The sequence below is a fragment of the Qipengyuania sp. genome (genome assembly GCF_048550555.1).
In the GTDB taxonomy this organism is placed as follows: domain Bacteria; phylum Pseudomonadota; class Alphaproteobacteria; order Sphingomonadales; family Sphingomonadaceae; genus Qipengyuania.
The window spans coordinates 26,878-46,945 of record NZ_JBLYYF010000017.1 but is presented as its reverse complement, the minus strand read 5'-3'; the positions used below and the strand labels follow the sequence as shown (position 1 = coordinate 46,945).

Here is a 20,068-nt window from a genome sequence, read left to right as displayed (position 1 = left end):
AATTTCGGTGATACAGAGTTACATCACCACGGGGTGAATGCCGACTGAACGGGTGCCAGCCGACGCATTCGGGTCACTCGGACGGGACTTCGTCCTTGTCCAGATTGCGCCGGAACAGGACGCGGTCCTCGGGTCCGAATCCGCGTGTCCAGATGACGAAGCCATAGACTGCCAGGATCGCGGGAATGCCGACGATCAGCTCGGCCCATTCGGGCAATTGCGTGGCCAGCCAGCCGACCACCACGGCAGGCGCCGCCGCCCAGACCAGCGGCCAGCGAAAGGTGTTGATGCTCTGGTCGAGGAATTTGGCCAGCAGCATGGCCTTGACGAGGCTGGCCATGCCCAGCGCCAGCATCAGCGCGATGGCCGCGGCGGCGGCCTTGTAGGGCTCGCCATAGCCACCCGCGACCATCGCCTCGATCAGCACCACGGTCAGCACTCCCTGCAGCGCGATCGTGCCGATCGAGATCCACAGGTTCTTGACCCGCGCGACGTAGATCAGCACGGCTTCGGAGACGACCGCCGTGGCGGCCACCACTTCGGCCGCGAGCAGGAAGGCGAGCGCGCCCGTGCCGCCGACGAATTCGGGGCCGACGAGACCCATCACCGCCTCACCCGGCACGCCCAGCGCCAGCGCGATGCCGGCCTGCATGGCGACGATCCAGAAGCCGACCTGGCAGACCTGCCTGGCGATTGCCTCGTAATTCTTGGTCTTGAGGTTCTTCGTGATGACCGGGCCGAGGATGGGTTCGAAGCTGGTCTTCAGCTTCTGCGGCAGACTGGCGACCTGCTGGGCGATGTAATAGACCCCGACCGCGCTCGGCGCGGCGAACAGTCCGAGGATGAAGATGTCGAGCCGGCGGGTGCCCCATTCGATGGCGTCGGCCGTGGCCAGCGGCAGGGCACGCGCCGTCATGCGGCCCATGTATACCGGGTGCGGGCGCCACCCCTTGGGCGGGCCATAGCTGCGGAAGAAGGACCACAGGCCGGTCGCCAGTCCGGCATAGATCGAGGCGAGATAGGCCATCGACAGGCCGGATTCCGTTGTCGCCGGGAAGTAGTAGAACACGCCGGCCATGATCGAGATGGTCCAGGGTTCGACCACCGCGCGGGCGCGCACGGTGGTGGCGATGTCGTATCTGTAGGCCTGCGCCGCGAGGACGATCTCGGTCAGCGCATAGCCCGGGATGGCGAGCACGATGAAGCGGTCGAGCTCGGTGAACTCGCCGCTCGGGAACAGGGGGGCGGGGACCAGCCAGAAGAAGGCCGCCGCGACCAGCGAAAACAGCAGCGCGAGCAGGATGCCGTCGTAGACAAGGTTCGCCGGATGCGCCTCCTCGTCCTCGGCCAGTCGCTGCGCGAGCCCGCGCTTCTCACCCATGGCGCAGACCAGCGCGACCAGTTCGACCACTACCAGAGCCGAAGCGAATCGGCCCAGCGCATCGGGGCCGTAGAGCCGGCCGGCGATGAACAGGAAGGGCAGCCGCGCGACGAGCCGCAGGATGAAGCCGAAGAAGTTCTGCCGTCCGCCCTTGGCCAGAGCGGATAGGTCTTCGTCCGGTTTTTCTTCGCTCACCCGGCGGCTTCCTGTTCGGCGCGCAGCGGCCGCGCCAGCAGATCGGAAACGACCTTGCGCGGCTCGTCTCCCTTGAGCAGATCATAAACGGAGGTGACGATAGGCATGGCGATGCCATGCCGCGCGGCGAGCTCGACCAGCACGGGCGCGGTATGCGCGCCCTCCGCCACCGTGCGGCGGTCGGCCATCAGTTTCTGCGCGCTGGCGCCTTCGCCGAGCGCCTTGCCGAGCGAGAAATTGCGGCTCGAAGTGGACGAGCAGGTGAGCACGAGGTCGCCGAGGCCGCACAATCCCGCGAGAGTCTCGGCGCGCGCACCCAGGGCCTCGCCGAAGCGCAGCATTTCGGCATAGCCGCGCGCGATCAGCGCGGCGCGGGCGTTCTGGCCGAGGCCGAGCCCGTCGACCACGCCGCAGGCGATGGCGAGCACGTTCTTGACCGAGCCGCCGATCTCGGCGCCGGTGACATCGTCCGAATAATAGGGCCGGAAGGCCGGGCGCGCGATTACCGGAGCGATCCGGTCCCATTGATCCTCGCCGCCCGCGCAGGCGAGCGTGATCGCGGTCGGGAGACCGGCGGCGACCTCATGCGCGAAGGTCGGGCCCGAGAGGACCGCGATCGCACTGTTCGGGGCGGCGTCGCTGGCGACATGATTCATCAGTCGCCCGCTGCCCGCCTCGATCCCCTTCGAGCACAGCACCAGATCGCGCGGATGCGATGGCATGGCGGCGAGCACGCTGCCCATATGCTGGGCCGGCGTGACCACCAGCAGCGTGTCGAGCGCGGCCATTTCGGCGAGGTCGCCCGTCGCGCGAATGGCTTGGGCCAGCTTTGCGGAGGGCAGGAACAGCGAATTGGTTCGCGTGGAATTGATCTCCTTTACCAGTTCCTCCTCGCGCGCCCAGATGAGCACCTCGCGTCCGTCGCTGGCAAGCATCTGCGCGAGCGCCGTGCCCCAGGCCCCGGCGCCCAGTACCCCGACCTTGCTCATGCCTTCACTCCCGCGCCGCGCACCGGTTCGGCTTCCGGATCGAGCGGCCAGCGCGGGCGGGCGGAGATATCGAGCGGGTCCGACTGGCCGAGCCGCTCGATCCCCGCCCAGGCGATCATCGCGGCATTGTCGGTGCACAGCTTGGGCGGCGGCGCGGCGAAGCGCATGCCGTGGTCGGATGCTAGTTGCTCCAGCGCCGCGCGCACCCTGGCATTGGCGGCGACCCCGCCCGCGACCACCAGCGTATCGACATCGTCAATCCCGGCGAGCGCGACGCGCAACCGGTCAGTTGCGCAATCGACTGCCGCCTGCTGGAAGCTCGCGGCGATGTCGGCGATTTCGTATCGGCCGCTCTCATGCGCGCGCAGCACCGCGCTCTTGAGGCCGGCGAAGGAGAAATGCGGCTCTCCGCTGCCGACCATCGGACGGGGCAGGGGGACCACACCGGCATCGCCTTCCCGCGCTGCGCGCTCGACCGCCGGACCTCCGGGAAAGCCCAGCCCGAGAATCTTTGCGGTCTTGTCGAAAGCCTCGCCCAGCGCATCGTCGATCGTGGTCGCAAGGCGGCCGTATTGGCCGACGCCATCGACGCGCAGGATCTGGCAATGGCCGCCGGAGACGAGCAGCAGCACATAGGGGAAGGCAATGCTCTCGTCTGCCAGCCGCGGGCTCAGCGCATGGCCTTCGAGATGGTTGATCGCGATCAGCGGGGTGTCGGTCGCCATCGCCAGCGCCTTGGCACTGACCAGACCGACCATCACGCCGCCAATGAGGCCCGGCCCGGCGGTGGCGGCGATCGCATCGCACTCGCTCAGCGAAATCCCGGCGTCTTCGAGCACCCCAGCGATCATCGGGGCAAGCCGTTCGGCATGCGCGCGCGCGGCGATCTCGGGGACCACTCCGCCGAAGGGCGCGTGGTCTTCATCCTGCGAGGCGATGCGCTGCGCGACGATGCGCCGTTCGCTGTCGACCAGTGCGACCGCGGTTTCGTCGCAGGAGCTTTCTATGCCGAGAACCAGTGCCATCCCGCTTCCCCTTAGCGGCATGGCTCGCTAGGGCAAGCGCACCCTATGTCGACCCAGCCCATTCTCCGTCTCGGAACCCGTCGCTCCCCGCTGGCCATGGCGCAGGCGCACGAGGCGCGTGCGCGGCTCTGCGCAGCGCACGGGTGGGACGAATCGGCGGTCGAGCTGGTTCCGGTTGTGGCCAGCGGCGACAAGGTGCAGGATCGCCCGCTCGCCGAAATCGGTGGCAAGGCGCTGTGGACCCGCGAACTCGACCAGTGGCTGGTCGAAGGTCGCATCGACGCCGCGGTCCATTCGATGAAGGATGTCGAGACGCTCCGCCCCGAAGCCTTCGCCATCGCCGCCATCCTCCCGCGGGCCGACAAGGCCGACCGGCTGCTCGGCGCCGGCTCGATCGCGGCGATCCCCGCCGGCGCGCGCGTCGGGACCAGCGCACCCCGCCGCGCGGCCCAACTGCTCCACCTTCGACCGGACCTCACCGTGGTCGGCATTCGCGGCAATGTCGCGACGCGCATGGCCAAGCTCGAGGCGGGCGAGGCCGATGCCACCTTCCTTGCCGCCGCCGGGCTCGACCGGCTGGGCGAGGACACCATCGGCGTGCGCCTCGATCCCGAAGAATGGCTTCCCGCGCCCGCACAGGCGGCGATCGGGATCGAATGCCGCGGGGACGATGCCGGGGTACGAGAGTTGCTCGGCGCGATCGACCACGCCGAAAGCCATGCGGAAGTGGCCGCCGAACGCCGGCTGCTCGAAGGGCTCGGCGGATCGTGCCACAGCCCGATCGCAGCGCTCTCGCGGAGTACCGCCGGCAGCCTTGCCCTCACCGCGGCCATATTCAGCCCCGACGGCAAGGTCCGTATCGCCGATAGCGCGGATTTCGTTGCGGGGGACGAGAGCGCCCCGCTCGATCTTGCCAGGCGCCTCCTCGACCAAGCTCCGCCCGAGGTCGCCGCCCATTTCGGACAGGCAGGGTGAAGCCGCTGTTCCTTCTCCGGCCCGAGCCGGGCTGGTCGGTCAGTGCGCAGATGGCGCGCGACATGGGCCTCGATGTCCACGGCCGGCCTCTGTTCGACATCGAGCCGATCGAATGGAAGGTCCCGCCGCCGGAAGACTATGACGGCCTGTTGGTCGGCAGCGCCAATGCCTTCCGTCACGGGGGAAAACAGCTCGAAAAGCTCACCAAACTGCCCGTTCATGCAGTGGGCGAGGCGACCGCCGATGCTGCCCGCACGGCAGGATTCCTGATCGGACGGACGGGACGCGGAGGGCTGCAGAACCTGCTCGACGATCTCGCCGGGCGCCAGCTGCACCTGCTGCGGCTGTCGGGCGAGGACCGCGTCACGCTGCGCGTGCCCGACGGGATCACGATCGACACCCGCACGCTCTACCGCGCCGAACCCGGGAGCCTGGCGGAGGATGATATCGCGCTGCTGCGCGAAGGCGGGGTGGTGGCGCTGCATTCGGGCGCGGCGGCCGACCGCTTCAAGGTCGAATGCGACCGCCACGAGCTCGACCGGACGCGGATCGACATCGCTGCGATCGGCCCGCGGGTCGCAGAGCTCGCGGGCGAGAGCTGGGGATCGGTCCACACGGCCGAAGCGCCCGGGGACAGCGAGCTACTGGCCTTGGCACAGAGCTTGTGCCAGACCGGCGGGCATGGATAGAAGGGTTCCCGCGACAGGGGCCGACGGGGCGCGGAACGGAATTCGATGAACACAACACCCAGCACCCGGCGCAAGGGCCCTTCGGCGAGGCCGGTCCTGGTCGCCGTGCTTGCCAGTTTCCTCTTCGGGGGTGCGGTGGCGGGATATGCGGTCTACACCATGGTCGATCGCGCGGCGCCGGCCGACGCGGGCGCGGCGCCTGAACCTCAGACTGCCGCAAGCCCAGTCACCGCGGCCCCTTCACCCACCCCGAGCGCCACCGCGAGCCAGGCGGCGCAGAAGGCGGTCGAACGCGTGGCCGAACAGCAGGGCGGGCTCGACCAGCGGCTGGCGGCGGCGGAACAGCGCCTCGCCCGCCTCGACCTGCAGGCGCAGGCTGCCGCGGGCAACACCGCACGCGCCGAAGGCCTGCTGATCGCCTTTGCCACCCGTCGGGCGCTCGAGAAGGGCGCGGAACTGGGCTATCTCGCCGACCAGCTGCGGCTGCGCTTCGGCGATGCCATGCCCAATGCGGTCGATACGATCATCAGCACCAGCCGCGACCCGATCACGCTCGACCAGCTGATTGCGCGGCTCGAAGGCCTCTCGCCAAAGCTCGCCAAGACGAACGAGAGCACTGGCTTCGAACGCTTCGGCGCGGAGCTGGCGCAATTGTTCGTCATCCGCCGCGAAAGCGCTCCGTCGCCGCAGCCGCAGCGCCGCCTCGATCGCGCGCGGCTGTTCCTCGAGAGCGGGCGGACCGAATCGGCCATCGCCGAGGTGCGCAACTTGCCTGGCGCCGAGCAGGCGACGGGCTGGATCCGCGATGCGGAGCGCTATGCCGCGCTGCAACGGGCGCTCGACCTGATCGAGACCGCGGCCGTGCTCGAACCGCGCCGCCTGCGGGACGGGGCGGGCAACCGGATCGAACAGCCGAGCCCCGTCAAAGAGAACTGACCGCCTAGGCCTTGAGCAGTTCGGGCAGGTCGCCCGAGATGCCGCGCGCCTCGTCCATGAAGAAACGCTTGAGCCAGCCCGAACGCTGGATTCCGGCCATCCCGAAACGGCGCACCGCACTGGCGGTCTTGCCGCGCAGGCCGAAGATCCGCGTCAGGCTGTCGGTCGCGCCCATCACCATGAGCGAATCGAGGGCGCGCCATTTTTCGTATTTCGCGAGCACCTGTGCATCGCCGAGATCGAGCCCGAGCCGCGCAGCCTCGTCGAGCACCTCGACCAGCGCGCCGACATCGCGCAGCCCCAGATTGAGCCCCTGGCCCGCGATCGGGTGCATGCCATGCGCGCTGTCGCCGACCAGCGCGAGGCGCTGCTCGACGATTCTGGCGGTGTGCTGGAAGGTCAGCGGGAAGGAAGACACCTTGCTGTTGAGCGAAAGCTCGCCGAGCAGGTCGCCCATGCGCTTGTAGATCTCGGCGAGAAAGGCGCGTTCGGACAGCTTGAGTACGCCAGCGGCATCCTTTTCGTCGACCGTCCACACCAGGGCGCTGCGATGCTGACCCTCGGGCCCGTCGAGCATGGGCAGGAGCGCGAAGGGGCCGTCGGGATAGAAGATCTCCCAGGCCACGTTCTCGTGCGGCTTGGTGTGGTCTAGCCCGACGATCATCGCACGGTGGCTGTAATCCCAGCTCGCCATCCGGAAGCCCGCTTCCTCGCGGCTGGGAGATCCGCGGCCCTCGGCGCCGACCATCAGCGCGGCTTCGAGCACGCTTCCGTCGCCGAGCGTCGCCGAGACGCCGAACTCGCCGCGCTTGCGCGAAACGACCTCGACCGGGGCATGCCATTCGATCAGCGGCTGCTGTGCCGCGGCCTCGTGCAATGCGAGGCGCAGCTGGCGGTTGGCGAACATGCGTCCGAGCGTTCCCTCGTGCGGCTCGGGGCGGAAGTCGAGCCGTCCGGGCTTCATCTGGTCGAGCACGGCGATGGCGGCGATGTCACAGCCATGCGGTTCGAGCACGTCCTCCAGCCCGATATGGCGGAACAGCCGCCAGCTTGCGGTCGAAATCGCCGAGGCGCGACCGTCGAAGCCCTCGGCGGTCAGGCTGGCCGGATCGGCACGATCGACCAGATGGCTCGAAAAGCCCTTCTTCGCCGCGGCCAGCGCCAGGGTCATGCCCACCAGGCCGCCGCCCAGGATCAGAAGGTCTCGCTTGTCTGTCATGGGGTGTGTCCCTAGAGCGGCCTGCGTGATCGAGGCAAGGATAATGGAGAGGGTCGCCGCGCTGCTTCTGCTGCTGGCGCTGGCCCTGGCCGGGCCGACGGCGGCGCCACTCGCCGCTCAGGGGCCGGGTAGCGATCGCATGCCTGCCGAGCTGGTCGCCGAGGGCGCACCGCAGCCGGGCGAACGCTGGATTGTCGCGCTCCATTTCACCCCGGTTTCCAAAGAATGGCACGGCTATTGGTCGAACCCCGGCGATGCGGGGCTGGGCATCGAGCTCGATTGGGAGTTGCCCGAGGGCTGGGAAGCGGGTGAGCCGCTCTATCCGCTGCCGCACCGGCTCGTCGTCGGCGGGCTGATGAACCACGTCTACGAAGGCGACTACGCGGTGCTGGTGCCGATAGCTGTTCCAAAGAATGCAGCCGTGGCCAATGTCGCGCCGTTGAAGCTGACGGCGCGCTACCTTGCCTGCACCGACACGATATGCGTGCCCCAGCAGGCGCAGTTGACGCTCGATCCCGCGCGCGCCGTGGCCGACCCGCGTTTCGGCGGGTGGCAGGCGAAGATCGTGCCGCAGCTCGACAGCCCGGCGCAGTTCGAGTTCACTTCCAACCGACTGCGGATCGGCATTCCGCTGCCCGCCTCGACCAGGCTGGGCGAGCCGCACCTGTTCCTCGGCACCGCCGAACTCGGCGAAGGGGACAGGCCGCTCTACACCGCCACCCAGAGTTTCATCCGTGAAGGCGACCTGCTGGTGGCCGAAGTGCCGATCGAGCGGATTGCCGTGCCCGACAATGTCGAGCTGGAGGACGCGCCGCGGCCCGAGACGATCACCGGCATCCTCGATTTCGGCGAGGGGCGCGGCGTTCGTTTTGCCGCGGTAGCGGGCGATGTTCCGCTCCAAGGTGTCAAGCCGATCAGCGGCGGGGGCGCGGAGCCCGTGCTGTGGCAGCTCCTGCTCGCCGCGCTCGCCGGCGGATTGCTGCTCAACGTGATGCCCTGCGTCTTCCCGATCCTCAGCCTCAAGGCGCTCGCGCTGGCCAAGGCCGGCGGCGAGGAGCGTGCCGCACGCCACGATGCGCTGGCCTATACGGCGGGCGTCGTGGTCGCCTGCACCGCGCTGGGCGCGACGATCCTGCTGCTGCGCTCGGCGGGCCAGCAGATCGGCTGGGCCTTCCAGCTGCAGGAGCCCGCAGTGGTGGTGGGCCTGTTCCTGCTGGCACTGGCGATCACGGCGAACTTCCTCGGCCTGTTCGAGGTTCCGGGGCTGGCGATTGCGGGCGGCGCGCCTTCGCGCGGCGGTTCCTTCTCGACCGGTCTGCTCGCGGCCTTCGTCGCGACGCCCTGCACCGGGCCTTTTATGGCGATCGCCCTGGGTGCGGCGCTGGTGATCGAGCCGCTTCACGGCCTGCTGGTCTTCGTCGCCCTCGGTCTCGGCCTCGCACTGCCCTTCCTGCTGGTCGGGTTCGTCCCCGCGATCCGCCGTCGTTTGCCGAGGCCGGGCGCCTGGATGGAGCGCTTCCGCCGCTGGATGGCGCTGCCGATGGGGCTCACCGCGCTCGCGCTCGGCTGGCTCGTCTGGCGCATCGGCGGGTGGGACTATCTTGCGCCGGTGCTCGTACTTGCGGCGATCGCGCTCGGCGGATTGCTGCTCGCCGGCAGGGTCCAGCGCCGGGCTCACAGTGGTGCGCTTGCGGTCTTCGGAGGCCTCGTGATCGTGCTCGCGCTCGGCACCGCGCTGCTACCGCAGCCGCAAGCCACGGCAGCGACGGCGCAAAGCCTGCTCGACCCCATCGACTACAGCGAGGCTGCCCTGGCCGAAGCGCGCGCTTCGGGTCGCCCGGTGTTCGTCTGGTTCACCGCCGACTGGTGCGTCACCTGCAAGGTCAACGAGAGCGTTGCGATCGAACGCGAGGCGACGCGCGCGGCTTTCGAAAAGGCCGGCGTCGTCGCCATGCGCGGCGACTGGACGCAACCCGACGAGGAGATCAGCCGCATGCTCACGCAGCAGGGCGCTGCGGGCGTGCCGCTCTATCTGTGGTACGCGCCCGGCGGCGATGCCGAGCAATTGCCGCAGGTGCTTACGCCGGACCTGCTGGCGGAGAAGGCTCGGGCGGCGCGACCTCCTCGCTGAGCGGTTCGTCCAGCGCACGGCAGCGTTCGACCAGCCCGCCCGGCAGGCTGCTCGCATTGAGGATCACGCTGCCCGCCCCGGGCACGGTCGCCTCGACCTCGCGCGCGCCGGTCAGGACATCCAGCCGCGGGTCGGCGGCTGCAACGGCGCCTTCCCAGCGCCAGGTATCCCCGACCTGCGCGGCATCGATCTTGAGCCGCGAGACATGGCCGTTGCCGATCAGCGCGAGGATCGCCTGCGCAGCCGGGTCGGCCTTGGCGAAGCGGGTATAGCCCAGTTCCGGGCCCTGACCGTCGCTGAGGCACTCGAGCGCGAAGAGCGGATGTTCGCCCGGCTTGCCGTAGAGCAACCGCGTGTCGCGTTCGGCCGGAGCCCAGATCGCGCCCTCGGTATCGGGCGAATCGATCGGTTCGGACGGCCCCTCGGCCGGGCTCTCGATCCGCGTTCGCTCGACATAGTCGTCCGAGGCCGGGGGCTTGCATGCCGCCAGCAGGACCAGCGGAACGAGGGAGAGGGTGCGACGCATCGTCCGCGCTATGACACAGGCGTGACGGCATTCAAGCGCGGCGCGCCTTCTATCCTCAGCGGCTGCGGATGAAGGCGCGGATGTCCTGCGACAGCTTCGCCCGGTCCTCGTCGCGGACGTACATCATGTGCCCAGCGTCGTAATAGTGGAAGGCCACGCGGTCCTGCGGGATGCCGGTGCGGCTGAGCGCATATTCCGCGGCGAAGAAGGGCGTCGCAAAATCGTACCAGCCCTGGCCGACGAAGATCCGCATGGCCGAATTCTCGCGCAGCGCCTTGGCAAGGTAGGGGGTGACGTTGAGATAGGCATTGGTGTCGCGCCCGCCGCGGATGTTCCAGTCCCAGTCGCGCACGCCGCCGATGGTGACGTATTGTCGGTCGGTGTCGTAGCCCACCGTATCGCGGAGATAGGCGTTGACCGCCGCGGTGTAGCCGCCGTCGATGCCATAGAAGCTGGGATCGTTGTCGGGATATTCGCCGGCATTGTCGTAATCGCGGCCGGTGTAGCGGCTGTCGAGCCGGCCCACGGTCAACCCGCGATCGCGCAGCAATTCCTTGTAGAAACGGCCCGAGGTGACCCGCAGGTCGGCGTTCTCGAGGAAGGTTTCGCTGAGGCCCGTGAAGCGGGCGAGTTCGCGGCGAACCGAAGCGCGTTCTGCCGCGCTCGCCTTCTGGCCCTTGATCAGGAAGGCGGCATAGGGGCCGATGGCGAATTGCCGTGCTTCCTCGACGAATTGCTCGACCGACGGAGCGCTGGCCTTGCCGTGATAGAGCGCGGTCGCGGCGAAGGAGGGCAGGGTGGTGATATAGCCGAGCTCGGCGCCCTCGGTCTCTGCCCCGGCGGCGAAGTCGAGCACGGTCGAGATCAGGATGACGCCGTTGAGCGCGACGTCGTTGTAGCCGCCCTCGAGCTCGTTCACCACCGCTGCGCTGCGCGTAGTGCCGTAGCTCTCGCCGCCGAGGTATTTGGGGCTGTTCCAGCGGCCGTTTTCGCTCAGCCACTGGCGGATCACCTGCGCCACCGATTGGGCGTCCTTGGTCACACCCCAGTAATCGTTGGGGTCGGTATCGCCGATCGCGTGGCTCCAGCCGGTGCCGACCGGGTCGATGAAGACGAGGTCGGTGACGTCGAGCAGCGAATCCGGATTGTCGAGGATCGGGTAGGGCGGGCCGCCGTCGTCCTGCGCATTGGAAGGGATGGCGACGCGCTTGGGCCCGAAGGCGCCCATCTGCAGCCAAACCGAGCCCGAACCCGGTCCGCCGTTGAAGAGGAAGGTCACCGGGCGCCCGGGATCGCGCGGCTCGGCGACATAGGCGGTGGTGACGATCGCCGCCTTGGGCGCGCCCTTGTCGTCCTTGAGCACCTGTTCGGCGACGGTCGTCGTGTAAGTCACGCTGCGCCCGCCGAAGGTGCCGGTGAACCGCTTCGAGGCGGAATTGGCCTCGTATTCGGTCACTGCCGCAGGCTTGTCGTCCTTGGCCTTATCCTGCGCCTGGGCGGGCGCCGCGGCGAGCATGGCGCCGGCGGCGAGCGCGGCGAGAGAGCGATGGATCATGGATTACCCCTTGTTTGCCCGACCATGTAGGCCGCGGCGGTACGCGTCAACGCGGCTTGACGAACTTGAACAGGAAGCGGTCGGTCTTGCCCCGGACCGCGGGATCGAACACCAGCTTGGTGTGGTCGTCATCGGGATTGGCGAGAAGATCGCTGGTGTCCTCGAGCACGAAACCCGCGCGTTCGAAATCGGCGCGCACCACGGCGGGGTCGATCCGGTGAAGAGCATCGACCAGCTCGCGCGTTTCGCTGCCTTCGCCGACATGGTCGATCACCCCGACTACTCCACCGGGCTTCATCCCGGCATAGAGCGCTGAGACATAGGCAGCCGGGTCGGTGGTCGGGATCTTGTAGCGCTCAGAGGTCCAGTAGATGTCGTGGTAGGACAGGTTGATGATGGCGAAATCGAGCGAGTCCGCGGGCGGCGCGAATTCGTCGAAGGGATAGCGCGATTCGCGCACCTGGGGCACGCGTGCCTCGAGCGCGCTCCATGCGGTCTTGCTGTCCTCGTCGGTATAGAACTGGCTCGGCTGGTAGGCGACGACCTTGCCCTCCGGTCCGACGACATGCGCCATGATCTCGGCCCAGTAGCCGGTGCCGGTCAGCAGGTCGGCGGCGGTCATGCCGGGTTCGAGCCCGAGGAAGCCTAATACTTCGGCGGGCTTGCGGTTCTCGTCGAGGTCGCGCGCATCGGTCGGGCGGTCGGGTGCGGCCACCGCTGCGGCAATAGCTGTCGCCGGATCGGTTGCGGCGCGCTCTTCGGCTGCCGCTTCGTGGGCGAAAGCGTTCGGGCCAATGGCCGCGAGCGTGATCGCCCCGGCCAGTGCAATCGAGAATCGGCGCATGATCTGTTCCCCTTCGATCGGGAAGCTACGACGATCGGTCGGAGCGCGGCAAGCGCGGGCGCGCCATCGCTCGACGAACACCGATCACTGGACGACGAAGGCCCGCCTGATGCGACGGGAATGAGGCAGGACGGCTTGTGCGTGCTGTATTGCGGTAATAATACAGTATTTCGAAACCTGGAGAGTTCGGATTTATGCACAAGGTCGCAATTGCCATCTATGCCGCATGCTGGGGCGCCAGCACCGCCTATCTGGCCCATGCCGGCGCCGAGTGGGCGCTCGCCGTCGCGATCCTCGCAATCTTCGGTCTGATCCTCAGCCCGAGTGCGCTGCTGCTGACTCGCAATGGCTTGGCGATCGTCGGCGATGTGGGCAACCCCCGCGGTGAAAGCCTCGTCCTGCTCGGCTATATCGCCTTCTATGCCTTCGTCATCTTCGGCCCGGTCTACGGTTGGCTCAAGGACGCATTGCCCGACGGGCAGATCGAAGAGGGGGCGCTGTTCCTGTTCAAACTGCTGGTGCATGTCGCGCTGCCCTCGGCGCTGATCTACGCCATGCGCGGCTCGCTCGCCTCGCTGTGGCGGGCGCGGGTGGGACGCGGCCGCGTGGTCCTGTGCCTGCTGCTGTTCAGCGCCGTGTTGATGGCACTCAATGCCGTGGTCAGCCCCTCGCTCGCAAGGCTGGCAGAGGTGCGCCCCGATCTCGGTTCGCAAATCGGCTGGATCGCGCTTTCGTGGATCTGGATGAGCCTCGTCGCGGGGCTGTGCGAGGAATACCTCTTCCGCGGCCTGCTGCAGACGCGGCTGGCGGCTTGGACAGGCTCGGCGATGCTGGCGATCGCGCTCGCCTCGCTGCTGTTCGGCTTGGTCCACGCACCGGGGCTCTATTTGCGCGGCGACGCCGAGACCTTCGGCCATTCGCCCGATGTCCTCCAGGTCATGGCCTATTCGATCGCCGTGCTCTCGCCCGTCGGGCTCTTCTTCGGAGTGCTGTGGCATCGCACGCGCAGCTTGCTGCTGGTCGTCGTCGTCCACGGGGCGATGGACGCGCTGCCCTTCGCGGCGCCACTGGCGAAGCTGTTCACCGCCGCGAGCTGAGGTACCGGGCTAGGGCTTCCACTTGCGCTGCGTCTTGCCGTAGCGGGTCTTGCGCGTACCCGGGCGGCCGGCGTCGCTGCGCCCGACGCGCGGCGCCTTCTTCTCTTCCTCGCCGAGTCCGAGCTCGTCGTTCTCGAGCCGACGGATCTCGTCGCGCAGGCGGCCCGCTTCCTCGAATTCGAGATCGGCGGCGGCGGCGCGCATGCGCTTTTCGAGATCCTCGATATAGGCGCGCAGATTGTGGCCGACGAGGTTGTTGCGTTCGTCGTCGCCCGTGTCGACGGTGACGCCATCCTGCGCCGCGGAATGCGCGACGATGTCGGCGATCTGGCGCTTGATCGTCTGCGGCGTGATGCCGTGCTTCTCGTTGTATTCGCGCTGCTTTTCGCGGCGGCGTTCGGTCTCCGCCATCGCCCGTTCCATGCTGCCCGTGATGCGGTCGGCATAGAGGATCACCCGCCCGTCGACATTGCGCGCCGCGCGGCCGATGGTCTGGATGAGCGAGGTTTCGGAGCGCAGGAAGCCTTCCTTGTCGGCATCGAGGATGCAGACCAGCCCGCATTCGGGAATATCGAGGCCCTCGCGCAGCAGGTTGATGCCGACCAGCACGTCGTAGACGCCGAGCCGCAGGTCGCGGATCAGCTCGATACGTTCGAGCGTCTCGACGTCGGAATGCATGTAGCGGACTCTGACGCCCGCCTCGTGCATGAACTCGGTGAGGTCTTCGGCCATGCGCTTGGTTAGCGTGGTGACGAGCGTGCGATAGCCCTTGGCGGCGGTCGCCTTGCACTCCTCGATGCAGTCCTGGACCTGGTCCTCGACCGGCTTGATCTCGACCGGCGGATCGATCAGTCCGGTGGGGCGGATGACCTGTTCGGCGAAGACGCCGCCGGTCTGCTCCATCTCCCAGGTGCCCGGCGTCGCCGAAACCGCAAAGGTCTGCGGACGCATCGCGTCCCATTCATTGAAGCGCAGCGGGCGGTTGTCGATGCAGCTGGGCAGGCGGAAACCGTATTCGGCGAGCGTGATCTTGCGGCGGTGGTCGCCGCGCGCCATCGCGCCGATTTGCGGCACGGTCTGGTGGCTCTCGTCGACGAACAGCAGCGCGTTTTCGGGAAGGTATTCGAACAGGGTCGGCGGCGGCTCGCCGGGCAGGCGCCCGGTAAGGAAGCGGCTGTAATTCTCGATCCCCGCGCAACTGCCGGTCGCGGCGATCATCTCGAGGTCGAAATTGGTCCGCTGTTCTAGCCGCTGCGCCTCGAGCAACCGGCCTTCCTCATGCAGCTCCTTGAGCCGCTCCTGCAGCTCGAACTTGATCGCTTCGCTGGCCTGTTTCATCGTCGGGCCGGGCGTGACGTAGTGCGAATTGGCATAGACGCGCACCTTGTCGAGGCTCGCACCCTTCTTGCCGGTCAGCGGATCGAACTCGCTGATTTCCTCGATTTCGTCGCCGAAGAAACTGATCCGCCAGGCCATGTCCTCGTAGTGGCTCGGGAAGATCTCGAGATTGTCGCCGCGGACGCGGAAATTGCCGCGCGCGAAGGCGGCGTCGTTGCGCTTGTACTGCAGCGCGACGAGCTTGCGGATCAGCTCGCGCTGATCGACCTGGGTGTCCTTCTTGATGTCGAAGATCATCGCCGAATAGGTTTCGACCGAGCCGATGCCGTAAAGGCACGAGACCGAGGCGACGATGATCACGTCGTCGCGTTCGAGCAGCGCGCGCGTGGCCGAGTGACGCATCCGGTCGATCGCCTCGTTCACCGAGCTTTCCTTCTCGATGTAGGTGTCGCTGCGCGGCACGTAGGCCTCGGGCTGGTAATAGTCGTAATAGGAGACGAAATACTCGACCGCGTTCTCGGGGAAGAAGCTCTTGAACTCGCCATAGAGCTGCGCGGCGAGGATCTTGTTGGGCGCGAGGACGAGCGCCGGGCGCTGCAATTCCTCGATCACCTTGGCCATGGTGAAGGTCTTGCCCGAACCCGTCACGCCCAGCAGCACCTGCGTCTGTTCGCCGTCCCGGGCCGCGCCGGTCAGTTCGGCGATCGCGGTCGGCTGGTCGCCGCTGGGTGTGTAGTCGCTGACGAGCTTGAACGGCCTGCCGCCCATGGACTTTTCCGGGCGCGCGGGCTTGTGGGGGACGAACTCGCCGGTGGTATCCGGCTCTTCCAGCCCTCTTCGAATGACGAGTTCGCTCATGCGCGCACATATGGGGAACGGCGGGGCGGGGCGCAACGGTGCTTGCCACGTGCGGTGCGGCTGCTAGCTTCGCGAACGCAATTCTGGAGACCATTCATGCGCCGTATAGCGATCGCCGCCGCCGCCAGCCTGACCCTTGCCGCCTGCGGAGGCGGTACCGACGCCGACACCGACGGCGATGGCGAGATCTCGATGAAGGAAGCCGCCGCCAAGTCCGAGGACATGGTGAAGCCGCTGCCCGGCCAGTATCGCGCCACGGTCGAATTCGTGAACATGGAAATGCCCGGCGCGCCGAAGCAGGTGCAGGACATGATGAAGGGCATGTTCGACCGCGGGCCGCAGACGCACGAATACTGCCTGACCCAGGAGGAAGCCGACAAGGGCTTCGAGGAAATGGCGCGGCAGGCACGCGAAGACGATGGCGACTGCAGCTTCGAGAAGTTCGACGCCCAAGGGGGACGGATCGACGCGATCATGAACTGCAATGCGGATGGGCAGGGCGCCGCGCGCATGACCATGACGGGGACCGGCAGCGAAACCGCCTCGCAGATGACCATGACGGTCGACGCCGAGGGTCCCGATGGGCAGACCATGAAAATGACGATGAAGAGTTCGCAGGAACGCATCGGCGACTGCGACGCTTAGACGACCGAAGACAATTTCGGGAGCCAATGCGGACCTCGCGCATTATTGCACGGCGATGGCAACATTACCGTTCAGAGACACCGCATTCATCGACCGCGAGGAGCTGGCGCGCCGCTGGGCACTGGCGGCCGAGCCGTCACCCGACGATGCGCGCGGGCCACGCTGGCAGCTCATGCTGCGCGAATTCCTGTGGCCGCTCGAGCCGGTTCGCAGGATGGTCCGCCCCGCGCTCCATATCGCGCGAGCGTCTCATCCCAAGACGGTCATGCTGCTGCCCGGCTTTGGTGCCCATCCCATTCGCATGCGGTGGATGGCGCGCAAGCTGGAGGCGGCGGGCCACACCACCAAGAAATGGGGCCTCGGCTACAATCTCGGCGCCACCGAGGCGCGTTTCCGCATGGTCGAAAAGCGGCTGGTCGACCTCTATCGCCGGACTGGCGAGCAGATCCATCTGGTCGGCTGGAGTCTTGGCGGCGTGATGGCCCGCGAACTGGCCAAGACGCATCCAGACAAGGTCGCCAAGGTCGTGACCATGGGATCGCCCTTCTCGGGCAGCCCGCGCGCCAACAATGGCTGGCGCGCCTATCAGGCGATTGCCGGGCACCGGGTCGACGAGCCCGAGATCGACACGGTGGTGCACGAAAAGCCGCCGGTCGAGACGGTCGCCTTCTGGAGCCCGAAGGACGGGATCGTCCATCCGCGTGCGGCCTGCGGCAAGCCCGGCGAGCGCGACCGTACAGTGGCGTTGCGCTGTTCGCACATGGGCTTCGTCCTGACGCATGAGGCGGTGGAGGCCGTACTGGCCGAACTCGACCGCGACTGACCGCGAGACGCCAAACGGGCGCCGCAGCGCTCAGCGGCAGTAGGTCCCCTTGCCGTATTCGAGATGGAAATGGTCCTGGTGGGCCTGGTTGTAATCGGGGCCGAGTACCGTTCCGAAGCGCTTGCATGCGCTCGTGTGGATCGTGCGCAGGAATTCGCGCTCGTCCTGGCCGGCGTTCCACCCCGCCTTTACGGATATACGCCGCCCGTCGGCCAGAACGAAGGCGGCGACGTCGATCGCTTCGGCGCGCGAATGGGCGCTCAACCGACCGGTTCCGGCGACATTGCGGCAGGAATAGCTGCCCATGGTCTCGATCCGCACCAGCGGGCTGCCGAGGATCTGCTGCGCCGCGCGATCGACGCCATAACGCGCCCAGCCCGCGAAACTGTTGGCAAGCGGGCAGGCTACCACGCCGAGATTGGTCACCGTGAACTGCCTGCGATCCCCACCGACGCCGTCCAGCTTGACGCTGTTGGTGGTCGAACAGCCGGCGCCGTAGAATTTGTCGGGCAGCGGCGCGAACATCGATCCGGTCTGGCCGAGTTCGGCCTGGCACTGGCGCGCTTCGGGCCGCGCCAGGCTGACCGCAGGTGCCGCCGCCTGGCGTGCAACGCGTCCGCTGGGCTGGGATTGCGGGATTGCGCCGCATCCCGCCACGATCAGGAGGAGAGGTAGAAAGCAGGCGTGATGCGAGCGCATGGCCGGCACCATGCACCGATTATCGTTAACATCGCGCTAACCGGTGCGATCGCGGCTTAGCCCGGTGATGCAAGCGTCAGGGGGCCTCGACCTGTTCCCACAGTTCGATCTTTACCCCGTCGGGATCGAGGATCCAGGCAAACTTGCCATAGCCTTCGTCGACGTGGCCGAGCACCTCGATGCCCTTGTCCTCGAGCTGGGCGACCATGCCGTCGCAATCGTCGACCCGCAAATTGATCATGAAACCGCCGACCCCCGGCTTGATGTATTCGTCGTCCTTGAAATTGCTGATCAGCGAATAGGGTTTGTCGCCCGTTTCCTCCGACCAGTCGAGCTGCGGGCCATATTCGCCGTCGATCCCCAGCACGTCGCGATACCAAGCCTGCGTCGCGGCCGGGTCCTTCACCACGTAGAACACCCCGCCGAGGCCGGTTACTTTCGCCATGTTCCATCCTCCCCCAAATGCCGCCGATTCGCGGCGTGGCCATGGGACTATGTTAGCAGACTTCGCTCGAAGGGCATCGACCTCCGCGGTATCCCCGGACCTCTTCGCTACGGCCCGAGTGGTCGCAAGAAATTGTGCATCGCAACAGAAGTTGGGGAACCGCTGCGCGACCGGGCCTTTGTTATGGTGAAGAAGGGCTTTCTGCCCTTGCGCTGCCATCTACGCTAGGCAGTCGACGCAGCCAGTTTCGGGGGACCATGAGCGGCAGCGCAGATCAATTCGACGAGATGCGCGAACCGGACGGTGGCGTTCGCGAAGCCTACCAGGGCTATTGCAACTGGTTCGAGAATCAGCAGACCGCGCTCCTGCGGCGCAAGCATGCCGAAGCCGAGACCAATTTCCGCAAGACCGGAATTACCTTCAACGTCTATGGCGAGGATGAGGCCGAGGAGCGGCTGATCCCGTTCGACATGGTGCCGCGCATCATCAGCGCGGCGGAATGGCGCAAGCTGACGCGCGGCATAGAACAGCGGGTCTCGGCGCTCAACGCCTTCATGCACGATCTCTACCACCGCCAGGAGATCATCCGCGCGGGGCGCATCCCCGAACGGCTGTTCCGCAACAATGGTGCCTGGCTGCCGCACATGGTCGGCTTCACCCCTCCCGGCGGGGTCTACACGCACATCGTCGGGATCGATCTGGTACGTACGGGGCCCGACGAATTCTACGTGCTTGAAGACAATGCGCGGACGCCGTCGGGCGTCAGCTACATGCTCGAAAACCGCGAAACCATGATGGCCATGTTCCCCGAGCTGTTCATACGGCTCCAGGTGGAGCAGGTCTCGGACTATCCCCGCCGCCTGGCCAAGAGCCTGGCCGCCTGCGCTCCGCGGAAGACCGAGGGCAAGCCCGTGGTCGCGGTGCTTACTCCCGGAATCTACAATTCGGCCTATTTCGAGCATGCCTTCCTTGCCGAACAGATGGGCGCGGAACTGGTCGAGGGCAGCGACCTGCGCGTGACCGACGGGCGCGTCGCCATGCGCACGACGAGAGGCTATGAACCAGTCGACGTGATCTACCGCCGGGTGGATGACGACTTCCTCGATCCGCTGACCTTCAGGGAGGACAGCGGGCTCGGCGTGCCGGGCATCATGGACGTCTATCGTGCGGGCGGCGTCACCATCGCCAATGCGCCCGGAACGGGCGTGGCCGACGACAAGGCGATCTATTCCTTCATGCCCGAGATCGTCGAGTTCTACACCGGCGAGAAGCCGCTGCTGCCGAATGTCGAGACGCACCGCTGCGCCGACGAGGACTCCCGCAAATACGTGCTCGACAACCTGGCCGAGCTGGTGGTCAAGGAAGTCCATGGTTCGGGCGGTTACGGCATGCTGATCGGTCCGACCGCCTCGAAGAAGGAAATCGAGGAATTCCGCAAGAAGATCGCGGCCAAGCCCGAAAACTACATCGCGCAGCCGACCCTGGCGCTGTCCACCTGCCCGATCTTCACGAAGAAAGGGCTTGCGCCGCGACACGTGGACCTGCGGCCCTTCGTGCTCGTTTCGCCCGACAAGATCGACATCACCCCCGGCGGGCTCACTCGCGTCGCGCTCAAGAAGGGGTCCCTGGTGGTCAATTCCAGCCAGGGCGGCGGGACCAAGGATACATGGGTGCTGAAGGACTGATGGCCGGGACCCG

18 protein-coding genes are annotated in these 20,068 nt (G+C 67.1%); 8 read left to right on the top strand and 10 right to left on the bottom strand.

Features of this window, described 5'->3' with window-relative positions:
• Positions 1-73: 73 nt before the first annotated feature.
• Genes ACN4E0_RS03860 through tsaD form a run of 3 tightly spaced genes read right to left on the bottom strand, consistent with a single transcriptional unit; the run spans position 74 to position 3,590 of the window.
• Positions 74-1,576, bottom strand: a complete 1,503-nt coding sequence (locus tag ACN4E0_RS03860) for a lipopolysaccharide biosynthesis protein (RefSeq protein WP_419565759.1) — start codon at positions 1,574-1,576, stop codon at positions 74-76.
• Entirely contained in the window at positions 1,573-2,565 is a 993-nt protein-coding gene (locus ACN4E0_RS03855) for an NAD(P)H-dependent glycerol-3-phosphate dehydrogenase (RefSeq protein ID WP_419565757.1), read from the bottom strand. The genes ACN4E0_RS03860 and ACN4E0_RS03855 overlap by 4 nt, the downstream gene beginning before the upstream one ends.
• Entirely contained in the window at positions 2,562-3,590 is a 1,029-nt protein-coding gene (gene tsaD, locus ACN4E0_RS03850; RefSeq protein WP_419565755.1) for a tRNA (adenosine(37)-N6)-threonylcarbamoyltransferase complex transferase subunit TsaD, read from the bottom strand. The genes ACN4E0_RS03855 and tsaD overlap by 4 nt, the downstream gene beginning before the upstream one ends.
• Positions 3,591-3,686: 96 nt before the next feature.
• Between tsaD and hemC the strand changes: the two genes are divergently transcribed.
• The 3 genes from hemC to ACN4E0_RS03835 are packed head-to-tail and all read left to right on the top strand — an operon-like array spanning position 3,687 to position 6,190.
• Positions 3,687-4,565, top strand: a complete 879-nt coding sequence (gene hemC / locus ACN4E0_RS03845; protein WP_419565800.1) for a hydroxymethylbilane synthase — start codon at positions 3,687-3,689, stop codon at positions 4,563-4,565.
• On the top strand, positions 4,562-5,254 hold the full coding sequence (locus ACN4E0_RS03840) for a uroporphyrinogen-III synthase (RefSeq protein WP_419565753.1): 693 nt from the start codon (positions 4,562-4,564) through the stop codon (positions 5,252-5,254). Before hemC ends, ACN4E0_RS03840 begins: the two co-directional genes overlap by 4 nt.
• 45 nt (positions 5,255-5,299) lie before the next feature.
• Positions 5,300-6,190 (top strand): hypothetical protein, encoded by an 891-nt coding sequence (locus ACN4E0_RS03835; protein ID WP_419565751.1) that lies wholly within the window; start codon positions 5,300-5,302, stop codon positions 6,188-6,190.
• A gap of 4 nt (positions 6,191-6,194) precedes the next feature.
• Here the strand turns inward: ACN4E0_RS03835 and ACN4E0_RS03830 are convergent, their stop codons facing one another.
• Positions 6,195-7,409 (bottom strand): FAD-dependent monooxygenase, encoded by a 1,215-nt coding sequence (locus ACN4E0_RS03830; protein WP_419565748.1) that lies wholly within the window; start codon positions 7,407-7,409, stop codon positions 6,195-6,197.
• 25 nt (positions 7,410-7,434) lie between these two features.
• On the opposite strand from ACN4E0_RS03830, the gene ACN4E0_RS03825 reads away from it, so the two are divergent.
• Entirely contained in the window at positions 7,435-9,540 is a 2,106-nt protein-coding gene (locus ACN4E0_RS03825) for a protein-disulfide reductase DsbD family protein (RefSeq protein ID WP_419565746.1), read from the top strand.
• On the opposite strand, the gene ACN4E0_RS03820 is transcribed toward ACN4E0_RS03825, so the two are convergent.
• The 3 genes from ACN4E0_RS03820 to ACN4E0_RS03810 are packed head-to-tail and all read right to left on the bottom strand — an operon-like array spanning position 9,488 to position 12,465.
• Entirely contained in the window at positions 9,488-10,066 is a 579-nt protein-coding gene (locus tag ACN4E0_RS03820) for a hypothetical protein (protein ID WP_419565743.1), read from the bottom strand. The two genes, ACN4E0_RS03825 and ACN4E0_RS03820, sit on opposite strands and share 53 nt — an antisense overlap.
• A 55-nt stretch (positions 10,067-10,121) precedes the next feature.
• Positions 10,122-11,621, bottom strand: coding sequence for a S10 family peptidase (locus tag ACN4E0_RS03815; protein WP_419565741.1), 1,500 nt, complete (start codon positions 11,619-11,621; stop codon positions 10,122-10,124).
• A 46-nt stretch (positions 11,622-11,667) separates the two neighbouring features.
• On the bottom strand, positions 11,668-12,465 hold the full coding sequence (locus ACN4E0_RS03810) for a class I SAM-dependent methyltransferase (protein ID WP_419565739.1): 798 nt from the start codon (positions 12,463-12,465) through the stop codon (positions 11,668-11,670).
• Between the two features lie 194 nt (positions 12,466-12,659).
• Here ACN4E0_RS03810 and ACN4E0_RS03805 point away from each other — a divergent pair, with 194 nt between their 5' ends.
• Positions 12,660-13,562: a CPBP family intramembrane glutamic endopeptidase gene (locus tag ACN4E0_RS03805; protein WP_419565736.1), complete on the top strand. Its 903-nt coding sequence runs from the start codon at positions 12,660-12,662 to the stop codon at positions 13,560-13,562.
• A 9-nt stretch (positions 13,563-13,571) separates the two neighbouring features.
• Here ACN4E0_RS03805 and uvrB read toward each other — a convergent pair whose 3' ends face one another.
• Positions 13,572-15,758, bottom strand: a complete 2,187-nt coding sequence (gene uvrB, locus ACN4E0_RS03800) for an excinuclease ABC subunit UvrB (protein ID WP_419565734.1) — start codon at positions 15,756-15,758, stop codon at positions 13,572-13,574.
• 96 nt (positions 15,759-15,854) lie between these two features.
• Here uvrB and ACN4E0_RS03795 point away from each other — a divergent pair, with 96 nt between their 5' ends.
• Positions 15,855-16,403, top strand: a complete 549-nt coding sequence (locus ACN4E0_RS03795; RefSeq protein WP_419565731.1) for a DUF3617 domain-containing protein — start codon at positions 15,855-15,857, stop codon at positions 16,401-16,403.
• A gap of 55 nt (positions 16,404-16,458) precedes the next feature.
• Positions 16,459-17,226, top strand: a complete 768-nt coding sequence (locus ACN4E0_RS03790; protein WP_419565729.1) for an esterase/lipase family protein — start codon at positions 16,459-16,461, stop codon at positions 17,224-17,226.
• 30 nt (positions 17,227-17,256) lie between these two features.
• Here ACN4E0_RS03790 and ACN4E0_RS03785 read toward each other — a convergent pair whose 3' ends face one another.
• Positions 17,257-17,883 (bottom strand): extensin family protein, encoded by a 627-nt coding sequence (locus tag ACN4E0_RS03785; RefSeq protein ID WP_419565727.1) that lies wholly within the window; start codon positions 17,881-17,883, stop codon positions 17,257-17,259.
• 118 nt (positions 17,884-18,001) lie between these two features.
• On the bottom strand, positions 18,002-18,370 hold the full coding sequence (locus ACN4E0_RS03780; RefSeq protein ID WP_419565725.1) for a VOC family protein: 369 nt from the start codon (positions 18,368-18,370) through the stop codon (positions 18,002-18,004).
• Positions 18,371-18,627: 257 nt separating this feature from the next.
• Between ACN4E0_RS03780 and ACN4E0_RS03775 the strand changes: the two genes are divergently transcribed.
• Positions 18,628-20,055, top strand: a complete 1,428-nt coding sequence (locus ACN4E0_RS03775; protein WP_419565722.1) for a circularly permuted type 2 ATP-grasp protein — start codon at positions 18,628-18,630, stop codon at positions 20,053-20,055.
• Positions 20,056-20,068: the final 13 nt, after the last annotated feature.